This window comes from Flavonifractor sp. An82 (assembly GCF_002159265.1).
Taxonomy (GTDB): Bacteria; Bacillota; Clostridia; order Oscillospirales; family Oscillospiraceae; genus Flavonifractor.
In genome coordinates this window covers 96,727-106,946 of the sequence record NZ_NFHG01000010.1, presented here as the reverse complement: position 1 = coordinate 106,946, position 10,220 = coordinate 96,727, and the positions used below count along the sequence as shown (strand labels likewise).

The 10,220-nt window shown below is 56.1% G+C and carries 14 protein-coding genes, 6 tRNA genes and 1 rRNA gene; 17 read left to right on the top strand and 4 right to left on the bottom strand.

Annotated features, from left to right (window positions below):
* The first annotated feature begins 127 nt into the window (after nucleotides 1-127).
* The 7 genes from B5G34_RS11420 to B5G34_RS11390 all read left to right on the top strand — a co-directional run bounded on the left by B5G34_RS11420 (nucleotide 128) and on the right by B5G34_RS11390 (nucleotide 984).
* A tRNA-Glu gene (locus B5G34_RS11420) sits at nucleotides 128-202 on the top strand.
* A gap of 135 nt (nucleotides 203-337) precedes the next feature.
* Nucleotides 338-453 (top strand): 5S ribosomal RNA (gene rrf, locus B5G34_RS11415).
* Between the two features lie 41 nt (nucleotides 454-494).
* Nucleotides 495-570, top strand: a tRNA-Asn gene (locus B5G34_RS11410).
* Nucleotides 571-631: 61 nt separating this feature from the next.
* Nucleotides 632-708, top strand: a tRNA-Ile gene (locus B5G34_RS11405).
* 3 nt (nucleotides 709-711) lie between these two features.
* Nucleotides 712-787: transfer RNA gene (locus B5G34_RS11400), tRNA-Trp, on the top strand.
* Between the two features lie 40 nt (nucleotides 788-827).
* Nucleotides 828-904: transfer RNA gene (locus tag B5G34_RS11395), tRNA-Asp, on the top strand.
* Between the two features lie 4 nt (nucleotides 905-908).
* Nucleotides 909-984: transfer RNA gene (locus tag B5G34_RS11390), tRNA-Thr, on the top strand.
* A 116-nt stretch (nucleotides 985-1,100) separates the two neighbouring features.
* Here B5G34_RS11390 and B5G34_RS11385 read toward each other — a convergent pair.
* Nucleotides 1,101-2,309 carry a site-specific integrase gene (locus tag B5G34_RS11385; RefSeq protein ID WP_087337416.1) on the bottom strand — a complete coding sequence of 403 codons (1,209 nt, stop codon included), beginning with the start codon at nucleotides 2,307-2,309 and terminating at the stop codon, nucleotides 1,101-1,103.
* A gap of 115 nt (nucleotides 2,310-2,424) precedes the next feature.
* Entirely contained in the window at nucleotides 2,425-2,862 is a 438-nt protein-coding gene (locus B5G34_RS11380) for a helix-turn-helix transcriptional regulator (protein WP_087337413.1), read from the bottom strand.
* A gap of 391 nt (nucleotides 2,863-3,253) precedes the next feature.
* Here B5G34_RS11380 and B5G34_RS18935 point away from each other — a divergent pair, with 391 nt between their 5' ends.
* The 9 genes from B5G34_RS18935 (at nucleotide 3,254) to B5G34_RS18780 (ending at nucleotide 8,090) form a co-directional block, all read left to right on the top strand.
* Nucleotides 3,254-3,508, top strand: a complete 255-nt coding sequence (locus B5G34_RS18935; protein WP_087337407.1) for a hypothetical protein — start codon at nucleotides 3,254-3,256, stop codon at nucleotides 3,506-3,508.
* Nucleotides 3,505-3,837: a hypothetical protein gene (locus B5G34_RS11365; RefSeq protein WP_087337404.1), complete on the top strand. Its 333-nt coding sequence runs from the start codon at nucleotides 3,505-3,507 to the stop codon at nucleotides 3,835-3,837. Before B5G34_RS18935 ends, B5G34_RS11365 begins: the two co-directional genes overlap by 4 nt.
* Nucleotides 3,827-4,126, top strand: a complete 300-nt coding sequence (locus B5G34_RS11360) for a hypothetical protein (protein WP_087337401.1) — start codon at nucleotides 3,827-3,829, stop codon at nucleotides 4,124-4,126. The genes B5G34_RS11365 and B5G34_RS11360 overlap by 11 nt, the downstream gene beginning before the upstream one ends.
* A complete protein-coding gene (locus B5G34_RS11355) occupies nucleotides 4,110-4,601 on the top strand; it encodes a helix-turn-helix transcriptional regulator (RefSeq protein WP_087337398.1) in 492 nt (163 codons plus the stop codon). The genes B5G34_RS11360 and B5G34_RS11355 overlap by 17 nt, the downstream gene beginning before the upstream one ends.
* A gap of 102 nt (nucleotides 4,602-4,703) precedes the next feature.
* A complete protein-coding gene (locus B5G34_RS11350) occupies nucleotides 4,704-5,189 on the top strand; it encodes a hypothetical protein (protein ID WP_087337394.1) in 486 nt (161 codons plus the stop codon).
* Nucleotides 5,190-5,204: 15 nt separating this feature from the next.
* Nucleotides 5,205-5,591: a hypothetical protein gene (locus B5G34_RS11345; protein ID WP_087337391.1), complete on the top strand. Its 387-nt coding sequence runs from the start codon at nucleotides 5,205-5,207 to the stop codon at nucleotides 5,589-5,591.
* 255 nt (nucleotides 5,592-5,846) lie between these two features.
* Entirely contained in the window at nucleotides 5,847-6,626 is a 780-nt protein-coding gene (locus B5G34_RS11340; protein ID WP_087337388.1) for a hypothetical protein, read from the top strand.
* A 135-nt stretch (nucleotides 6,627-6,761) separates the two neighbouring features.
* On the top strand, nucleotides 6,762-7,016 hold the full coding sequence (locus B5G34_RS11335; RefSeq protein WP_087337385.1) for a cysteine-rich KTR domain-containing protein: 255 nt from the start codon (nucleotides 6,762-6,764) through the stop codon (nucleotides 7,014-7,016).
* Nucleotides 7,017-7,919: 903 nt separating this feature from the next.
* A complete protein-coding gene (locus B5G34_RS18780) occupies nucleotides 7,920-8,090 on the top strand; it encodes a hypothetical protein (protein ID WP_162609472.1) in 171 nt (56 codons plus the stop codon).
* Between the two features lie 572 nt (nucleotides 8,091-8,662).
* Here B5G34_RS18780 and B5G34_RS11330 read toward each other — a convergent pair.
* Nucleotides 8,663-8,932, bottom strand: a complete 270-nt coding sequence (locus tag B5G34_RS11330) for a hypothetical protein (protein WP_087337382.1) — start codon at nucleotides 8,930-8,932, stop codon at nucleotides 8,663-8,665.
* Nucleotides 8,933-9,246: 314 nt separating this feature from the next.
* Here B5G34_RS11330 and B5G34_RS11325 point away from each other — a divergent pair, with 314 nt between their 5' ends.
* Entirely contained in the window at nucleotides 9,247-9,474 is a 228-nt protein-coding gene (locus B5G34_RS11325; protein ID WP_087337378.1) for a hypothetical protein, read from the top strand.
* Nucleotides 9,475-9,744: 270 nt separating this feature from the next.
* Here the strand turns inward: B5G34_RS11325 and B5G34_RS11320 are convergent, their stop codons facing one another.
* The gene (locus B5G34_RS11320) at nucleotides 9,745-10,179 is read right to left on the bottom strand and encodes a hypothetical protein (RefSeq protein ID WP_087337374.1); all 435 of its coding nucleotides are present in this window, start codon (nucleotides 10,177-10,179) and stop codon (nucleotides 9,745-9,747) included.
* Nucleotides 10,180-10,220 lie beyond the last annotated feature (41 nt).

Here is a 10,220-nt window from a genome sequence, read left to right as displayed (position 1 = left end):
CGCGTGTAGCTGACCGATACTAATAAGCCGAGGGCTTGACCTTAACATGATGATTGCAGGCGCTTGCCTGGTACTGGAGACTGCATTGTTCGGTTTTGAGGGTGCTGACATAGCGACGCGTAAATGTGGCCCGTTGGTCAAGCGGTTAAGACGGCGGCCTCTCACGCCGCAAACGTGGGTTCGATTCCCGCACGGGTCACCACTTTTTCTCGTGGTGAAATTTCCTCTTGACAAGAGGATGAAAAATGAATATAATAACTTATCGTTGAGAAGAACGGTAAGGAGAAGAAAGTTGTTAAAGTTTCTTTTACTTACTTTTCTTTTCAAAGAAAAGTAAGTTGGTGTTGATTGCGGTGAGGGTCCACCCGTTCCCATCCCGAACACGGAAGTTAAGCTCACCTGCGCCGAAAATACTTGTCTGGAGACGGACCGGGAAGATAGGTAACGCCAACACAAAGAAGGGTCTGGTCTGACCAGACCGGACCCTTTCATATTCCTCCTTAGCTCAGTCGGTAGAGCATGCGGCTGTTAACCGCAGGGTCGTTGGTTCGAGTCCAACAGGGGGAGCCAAATGTGGCTCGCCGCCACAAGGTGACGGCGAGCCTCTTTTTAAAACAAGTTGGATCGGTATGGGCCTTTAGCTCAGTTGGTTAGAGCAGCCGGCTCATAACCGGCCGGTCCACGGTTCGAGCCCGTGAAGGCCCACCATTTAGGGGTATAGCTCAGCTGGTAGAGCATCGGTCTCCAAAACCGAGTGCCGAGGGTTCGAATCCTTCTGCCCCTGCCAGACGATATCAGCGCTCCGCTGTTTGAATAGATGCATATATGGCGCGGTAGTTCAGTTGGTTAGAACGCCGGCCTGTCACGCCGGAGGTCGAGGGTTCAAGTCCCTTCCGCGTCGCCATTATGCTGCTGTAGCTCAGTAGGTAGAGCACATCCTTGGTAAGGATGAGGTCTCCGGTTCAAATCCGGATAGCAGCTCCACATGAAGCCCTAGAGCCGCAAGGCTTTGGGGCTTTTTGTTTTTTCTTCCAGCAGGTTGAGTGGAGGAAAAAACCAGACAAAAACCCAGACGGGGGCAAAAAACGGAGCCGGACAGGTCAACCCTGCCCGGCTTTTTTCGTGTCCTGTTTGAGAGCGTCCCGGAAAATCTGACTGGCCCGCTTCATGCTTTCCTGATCGGCATGGGTGTACATCCGCAGCGTGACCGCCTTATCACTGTGGCCCAGCTTCTCAGACACGCTGGCCACGTCCGCCCCGCTCGTGATGGCGATACTGGCAAAGGTGTGGCGCAGCTTATGGGGGTGGAGGTCTGGGACGTTGTAGCGTTTGGCGAACTTCTTCAGGTAGCGTGTAGGGCTTTGAGGGTGCATAGGCTCCGGGCTGCCGTCCTGGGTAAAGACATAGGCACTGATGGCCTGGGCGGCCTGCTCCGAGCGGAGGGCCCGCAGCAGAGCCATGATATCTGGATCCACATCAACGGTACGGCTCCGCCCGTTCTTGGGGGTGTCCAGGTATACCCCATTCTGTGGGGTATAGCAGAGGTTTCCGCAGATCGTGATGGTGTTCTCCTGGAAGTCTATGTCCTTCCACTGGAGGCCGCAGCACTCGCCGCGGCGTATGCCGGTATCAATGAGCAGCCGCACCAGCACCTGCCATTTGAGCGGCTCCTTGTCCAGACAGGACAGGATATGGCGCACCTCCTCCACAGTGTAGGCCTCTACCTCATCGTGCCGGGCTTCGTCCTTTCTGGGCTTGGGGCGTTCCACCTTGTGCATGGGATTCCTGGGGATGGTGTCGGCCAGAAAGGCCATTTTGAACAGGCTGTTCAGGATGGTATAGCACTTCACCACCGTTGCGTGGGCCTTGCCCTGGGCCTGCATGGACAGCAGCAGGGCGGTAATATTGGCGGGGGTAATGTCCGGCAGCTTCAGATCCCCCAGGGCGGGATAGATCCACTTGTCAAGCATCCCCTGGAAGCTGCTTCGGCTGTTCTCTGAGATGGAAATGGTCTTGGCGGGCATGAAAACATCCTCGCTGTACTGCTTCAAGGTCTGGATCCTGGCGGCGGCCCGCCGGGCCTCAGCTTCCCGCTCGTGCCGCTCTGACCGGCTGAGGATCTCCCCGGCCTGGCAGCGGCGCTCAAAGTCGGCGGCCACCTTGGAGAGTTCCCGGTCTATGGCCCGCTGGCCCCAGCCTGCGGGCGGATACCACCGCATGGACAGAGGAGCTGTGCTCCGGCCACGGCTGACCCGGATCTCATAGAAGGAATCCCCGGCCTTATTGGTCATTTTCCGGGTGGAAGGCATAAAATCATTTCCTTTCCCGGCCCCGTGTGGTACAATGAGAAGGCATACAGGGCCTATATTTGAACGTGTGGGACTGTGCGCACCGCCCGCTTGGAGTTGCAGCTCCGAGCGGGCTTTATTCTTTATTTAGTAAATTTTTACGTTGATATTTGGGGACTTCTGTTAGTTCATCCACACGGCGAATAGCCTCTTGTTGCCCAATTTCGTTGAGACTTGAAAAGCTATAAAGAAGCTGGCCCACCGAAGTCTCCATAGAGGCTTTTATAAGGGCTCCGTCTGAATTTTCAAATAAATAATCAGGCATACGAGATGGAGGCAATCCATCATTAAAGAAATCTTCAAGAACAAGACGAGTAGTAAAACGTTCATCTAATGTCTTTACTTCAACATTAAGGGCATCTGCAATGCGCTGTAAAGTTTCAAATTTTGGTTTGCGCAAATCATTTTCCCATTGTGCTACGGCTTGAAAGGTGACGCCTATTTTTTCGCCCAGCTCCTTTTGCGTCATTCGGGCAGCCTTTCGGGCATTCTTGATTCGTTGTCCGGTGGTCATTTGTATCACCTCTAACCATAGTATACCACATATAAACAAAAGTTCAAGCAAAAGATAAAGAGTTGAGTAATAAAATGGGTTGACTTTTTCAAAAGATTGAATTATACTGTACTCAGCTCAATCAAATGCAAAAGAAAAGGGGGTAAAACGGTGAGAATCGATAGGGTCAAATTTGCGGCTGAACTTGCTCGGGCAGATTTGAATATAAAGCGACTTGCCGAGCGAGCGGGTCTGTCCAGGGTAACCATTACATCCGTCAAAGGTGGAAAATCTTGCTCTAGATCTACGGCAGAAAAAATAGCCGCAGGGTTAGGTGTATGTGTTCAAGACATCCTGACTACATCCGAATGATAATGGTGTCCAACTTGGACACAGGAAAGGAGAATGAACCATGTCAGCACAAAAGCAGACGCCATTCCAGACCATTGAGCAGGCGTGCAAGACCACGGGGTTATCTATGTACTACCTGCGCCGGGGCTGCTGGGACGGCACGGTGCCCCACGTCAAGAGCGGCCGGGTCTATTACATCAACGTTCCCGCCCTCCTACGCAGCCTTGGGGCCACGACAGAGGAACCGGAACCGGCCCAGCTCCCCGCCAAGGTGACCGATATCAGGGCCGCAGGCCGGAAGAAGGCAAGGGCATGAGAGAATCGGTACTGGAGGGTATCTCCTTCTGCCTGGTTCTGGGTTTGGCGGTCTGTGCGGACGGCCTGGCGGAGCAACCAGGCGGGCTGGTTGCCCTGCTGGTGGGGGTGTTGCTGTCCGGTGTTCCCCTGCTCCTGATCCGGCTGGTGGGGACAGGAGGCCGCAGGAAACGGGCTGGACAAATACGAAAACGCTTTCGTATTTGGGGCAAAAAGAAAGCCGCTGAGGTGGTAGCAACACCCCAACGGCAGGTGAAACAAAGCAGTCACGCAACTATTTCACGCCTCTATTTTACAGAGGCAGAGGGAGATTGTCAAATTGAATTTTGAGGTAATCGAGACCTTGCGCCTGGTATGCGCCGGGTTTGTAACGGACATCGAAAAGGAGTACATACACCTGCCCGCCGCCGATGAGCGATATGACGCCTTTAGCCTGGCGGTCAAAGAAGGCAGGGGGGAAGACCTGGAGGAGCTGTGTATGGCCGTGGCCAGTGAGCATGAATCCCAGGGGTTTGTGAACGGCTTCCGGCTGGGTGTCCGGCTCATGCTGGAGAGCCTTAGCCCCCAGGGCCGGGAGACCGGCAGGAAGGGAGGCGGACGGCATGAGAATGGAACTTGAAAAAATTGCGGCTGCAATACGAAACGCCAGGATCGGGGCTGGATTTACGCAAAAGGAAGTTGCCGAAGTCTTTGGCAAAGGCCAAACAACAGTTGCATCATGGGAAACCGGTAGGTCACAGCCTGATGCAAGCACAATTATTGCATTATCCAACCTTTTTCATGTATCAAGCGACTATCTTTTAGGGATAGGTTTATCATGTGCGCCTGACACCACTCCCGAGCGGGTGCCCATTGCCTCCGTAAAGAGCTATGCTGAGGATGTACAAGCGCTGATTCCGTCTGCCCGTGCCGTACTGGAGGCAGCGGAAGACCAGGTAAGCCGTTATATCCGCAGCGCCCCGGTAAATGGTGGGATGCGGGATTATCTGACGGCCCATGCTGAAAACGTTCAAAACCTGTTGGCGGTAGTGGTTCACTTGCTTGGGGAAATGGAGGACACCCAGAGCCTGGTGATCTCTCTTTGCAGTGGGTGACGGAGTGAAGGCCCGGAGGCTGCCCGCTAACCAGGAGAACGAATACAGGGCGGGGTGCGGTATGCGCTCCGCCCTGGCCTATCAGAAATGGAGGACACGCACATGGAGCAGAGAGGCACGAAGTCTGGGGAACGGCAGCGGATGAGAAACCTGCTGCTTTCACGGGATCGGCTGGCCCGCACTCTGGCGGCCAACTTTACCGGCGGGGATCTGCTGGTTGCACTGACCTATCAGGCAGGCCCCCGGCCCCACTCGCGTGAGCTGGCACGGCAGCAGGTAAGGCAATGGATAGGCAGCATATCGGCGCTCAGAAGGGGCCAGGGCATGGCTGCCAAGTATGTTTATCTGCTGGGAACGGAGCAGGCGGGTAGCCTTGTGCACCGTGTCATACTCAACAGGGGAAAGGAATCTGCCGATGTGCTGGGGCATACGTGGCCGTATGGCCCGGTGTATGTGAGCCCGCTGGATCTGTCTCAGCAGGGGCAGGCGTTGGCGTCGGAGCTGCTGCGCCAGCCCCTCCAGGCAGGACATTCCCCGCTGCCCTGTGCCCGCCTGTGGGTGTCCTCCAGGGGAATCCATCATACATAGAAAGGCGGAAAGAGCATGAATGTAAATCTGGAAACAATTTTGCTGGAAAATGAGGAACTGAAATTCCTGAGCGAATATACCCCATATGCGGAGGGCGGGATTTTATCCGAATTTGAGGAGGAGGGCAAGCGGGTGGCAAAGGCCCTTGCCCAGGTAAATACCCAGGTGGCCGACAAGCGGGCAAAGCGGCTGCTCCTGCTCCGGGGGTTCTATTTCCTTGGGGTGCTTCGAGGTGCAGAGGCGTACAGAACTGTGGTTCTGGATGAGGTAAAGCCGGAGCACCCCGACGCTGATCCGCTTCCCTTTGAGCTGGACGAGGTGTGTGCGCAGCTGTTTGCGGATGGCCTGAACCAGCTTTCACGGGGAGAATTAGATAAACTGTGCGCTGCCCTTGGCGTGTAACCGAGCGGGATCGTACAGAGGGAAAACAACATTTGCCAGAGCCCTTAGAGGCCAGTGCAGGATATAGAGCCGGGTGTGTCCCGGTGCCCTCACTGATGGCAAGCGCATAGTGTGCCAGCGCCTGAGCCCGTCCCGGAGCCTTCCGGGCAGTGCCTGAGCCAGAGCCAACGGTGACCGGGCGGGAGATGATCCCGCCCATGGGGCCATGCTCTGGCTCTTTCTTTATACCTAAAACGGGATAAGAGGTGCGGCGATATGGCAAAGCGGAAAAAGACCATTACAGCGGGTTGCATCGTCAAGACAATCTTATATACCGCTCCCGAGCCACGGGACAGTGAGCGGGCCAGGGCCGAAAAGTCCCGCATGACCACCGCCGCACAGAAGGCCATGAACGACAAGACGGCACGGGCAAGACTGGAAATGCTGCTGGCGGCCAACTTTGAGGGAAAGGATCTCTTTCTTACGCTTACATATCGGGACGCGGATCTTCCGGCCAAACGGGCGGAGGCTGTAAAGAATGTGCGGAAGTTCCTAAAACAGCTGCGAGAGTACCGCAAGGCCCGGGGGCAGGTGCTGAAATACGTCTATACCACAGAGCAGAAGCACGGAGCTGCCCGCCTCCACCACCACCTGGTGATTAACGCCACCGAGCGGGATAGTGAGACGATACGCAGCCTGTGGCCCTACGGCGATATGATAGACCTTGTATACGTGCGAGACAGGGACTATGACACCCTAGCCCGGTATATGACCAAGGAAAGCGTGGAGGGCCGCCCGGTTGGCGCTCAGATGTGGACAAGAAGCCGCAACCTGGAAAAGCCGGTGGTGGAGAGCTGCTTTGTACCGGATGATACGGCCCTGGCCGTCCCTTCTGGATGCTTTGTCCTGGAGCGGGAGGAGAGGGCTACAGAGTATGGGAGCTACAGCTATATCAAGTACCGTATTCCATCCTGGAGACGGCAGTACAGTGGCCCGGAAACGGCCATAGAGCAGGCTTGGCGGGCCTCTCAATATCTTACTTGTAAGTATATATAACTTTAGAACAGGCCCTAGAGAATCAAGGGATAGCCCCTTGTATCGGCGTTCCGGGTGCGCTATGCTGAGACAGGAACAGGCATATACACGCCCGGGCGGCGGCGGGCGTAAAAATTTGAACCAGGAGATGATAGCATGAGTGGGACAGCGGCAGAGCTGGTTTGTAAAACTACCGTGGGAGGGACATGGGTCGTGTGTCCGGTGTGTCGGCGGGGGAAGCTGCTGAAACTGACAGAGGCCACCAGAGCGCAGGGGCTGGTGCTGTTCTGCCGGTGCTGCAAGCATGAGACCGTAGTGGAAATCGGGCCGGGCGGCGGCGGACTGCCCAGGGTGTGGGAAGAGGCCAGGGAGGAGTCCATGCACGGAAGCGCAGCCCGGGCGTGCTGCTGATCCTGGCGACGGAGCGGGGAATTTCACGGGGAAAACGGTGATTTTTTGCGGGGTGATCTTGCCGGTTGGCTACGTACAGGCGTACGGGTACCCGTGTGCGGGCAGGGGCGCACGGGTGCGGGGCCTACGGCCCACCCACCCCCCGGCCCGAAAAAGTTTCAGGGGGCGGGGGTGCAAGACCGTGTGGCCCCTCTGGTGTGAGAAATTCTCCCCAATGGGAGTTTAGGCCAAAACAGGCATAAAGCCGGGGAAAAAGTGTACTTTTGCAGGGGCGATTTGAGGACAAATCACCGGGAGACTTGGGCGCACACGTGGGCGGGTGCGGGTGCGTGCGGGCCTTCGGCCAGAGGCGCCCCGGCTCCGAAAAAATTTGCGGCTTTGTGGGTAAGACCGTGGGCCACCCTCCATGCGGAAATTTTTCCCCATGCAAAAAACTGTTTCCCCACCCCCCCAGCCAAAAAACAGCACGGCCCAAAGAATGGCCTAATCGGGTGGGTTCGAGACAATCCCGAATTGCTCGTACGTGTGCGCGCGCAGCAGCCGAGACTGGTTACGCAGCCGGTGACCTCCGGCTTATGCTTGGGGTAAGCCCTGCTCCCCAGCGGTGCCCAGTGAGTGCCTGGTGGCGCTCCTGGCCCATCCTGCGGGATGGTTAGCCCCAGGGATACCCGCTCGTGCCGGAGGGCCTTTACGTGGGGCGCAGCTTGGCCCCAGCTGGCTTGCTGAGGCCCTGGTATGCAGCTGGTAGTCTCCGGCCGAGCCCGGGATATGCCCGCTCCCCAGCGGTGCCCAGTGAGTGCCTGGTGGCGCTCCTGGCCCTTCCTGTGGGGTGGTAGGCTCTGGGATACCTGCCCGTGTTGAGTAAGGTGCAGCCCGGCCCCGCTGGCCTACTGAGGCCCTGATATGCAGCCGACGGAGGCCCCTAGCCTACCTGGGTATGCCCGCTCCCGGGCGGTGTCTGGTGGGTGCCTGGCGGCGCTCCAGGCCCCTCCTGTGGGGCGGCAGCCCATGGGATACCCGCTCGTGCCGGAGGGCCTTTATATGGGGTGCAGCCCGCCCCAGCTGGCCTGCTGAGGCCCTGGTGCGTAGCCGGTAGCCTGGAATATCCCCGGTCTGGGTGTGGCTCTGTAGGCCTATTCAAATACGAAATCGCTTGCGGATTTGGGGAAGTATTCCGCTTTTCGTTCTGCCCAGGTCTGTAGCCTGGGATACCCGCCCGTATGAGAGAATAGCAGCGGGGCGCAGCACAGGCCACATCACCGATTATGGGGGTGCAGCCAGGCTTACGGGGTATTAGGGGAGCCCCCTAAAAGGGCGTTTGGCTGGCCAAATGCGATGCTTGCGGAAACTGTGGTAACTGATGGATGGGGGCAGATCTGGGAAAGTTCTTGATTGCCTTTTGAATCCATCTGCACTACGGGCAAATCCGTCAACGTTGGCGGATTTGAGGTAGCAGCTGCACGGTACACACTAATCTGAAAAACGACAGCGTTGTCGTTTTTGGCGGCGGGATCGGAGCATAAGGAAATCAAATCGGCAGACGCTTGCCGATTTGGCAGTGTGTCCGACTTGGACACATAACAACAACGAGCGGGCATCCTTCTGAGGTAGGATACCCGCTCGCTATTCTGCTGGGGAATGAGTCTTTATGCCACGCAAAAGCGGCGGCTGGTGATAGTTTTGGTGAATCGCTCTACCAGCTCGGGGGCGGCTGCCTTCAGGGCCTTGCTATCCAGCCGGGAGGAGGTTACCGGCTTCCAGGTGACCTTATATTCCCCGGCCCGCAGCTCCTGGGCGTCGCCCATGTGGGCCTTGATCGTATCCTTGATCGCCTCCGCCTCGGCTTGGGCCTCCTCAATAATGCTCTGGAGCTGGCGCAGCTCCCGGATCCTGCTTTCAAGTTCGTAGCTGCTCATACTGCAAACCTCCTGTTAACTGGGGTCAAGTGCCGGGGGGCTTTACGGCATAGCGTTCTGCTCAGTGCGTCTCAATCTCCCGTATCCCGTCCCGGTCTAACCTTGTGTTCTTGGGATCCACCTTGACTTGACTTGTTCCTCTTGACATTATGAATTATAGCATATCTACCGGTAGATAACAAGCGGTATACCGTACAAATATCTACCGGTAGATTTGTGCAATATATATCTACCGGTAGATTGAATTGTGTGGTATAATTTAAACATAATGGAGGAGGTGCCGAGATTTTACCGGCCCCAGAAAGGAGGAAAGCATGGCAGGGAAAACCGATGCGCAGAAGCGTGCCCAGAAGGCATATATGGAGGGCTTTGCACGGGTTGAAATCAGAATGACTACACAGCAAAGGGCAGCGGTTCAGGCCCATGCAGAGGCCCACGGCGAGAGCGTGAACGGCTTTATCAACCGGGCCATAGCTGAGGCGATGGAGCGGGACAGTGTCGCTTGTGCGGTCACTGGTGGGCCTGCTGAGGGCACAAAATAACCCCAGGCACAGCGCCCGGGGCTTGACAGTGTGGCCACAGCGGCCTATAATGGATATAGAAAGAGGCGCTGCCGAATCGCCGTATCGGTCAGCCCTTAGAGTAGTTTGAAGTGATCGCTGTACTTGTCAGGGTGCCGGCGGTCACTTCTTTTTTGCCTGAATAAACAGGCTGCAAACACCAATGATGACCAAACAAAGCTGAAGAACTTCGGATGTACTCATGGGCAGCCCTCCTTTCCGAAGATCGGAGAGCAAAGAAGCTGCCCTCCGTCAAGAGGGCTGACCGCTGCTGTCCGGCAGCGCCAAGGTCAGGATAACATAGAATGGAGTCGAAAGCAAGTGGGGGGCTTTATGTCTGGTTTTTTGGCCTATAGGGATGAGGTCAGCGGTCAGGGTGGCAGATAGAAACCCAGACAAAAACCAGACGGACTCCCCGAATAAGTTCAGAAACGCCAATGCAAGCAGACAAAAGAACAGAACAGAAAATCCGGGGAAGTATTGCGCCACAATGGAAAGAGACGATAGCGGACAAAAGGCCAGTAAAGTGGAAAATGCGCAAAAAGTAATTGGTAAGGATGAGGTCCCCAGTTCAAATCTGGGTAGCAGCTCCACAAGAAGGTCGCTTTTCTTTTGAAAAGCGGCCTTTTCTTCTAAAATTCGCAACAATTTTTGAAATATTAAATTTTTCCATTTGCTATTGACCACAGAACCAGCCACAGACAGGAAAAAGACGGGCCTCCGGGGGC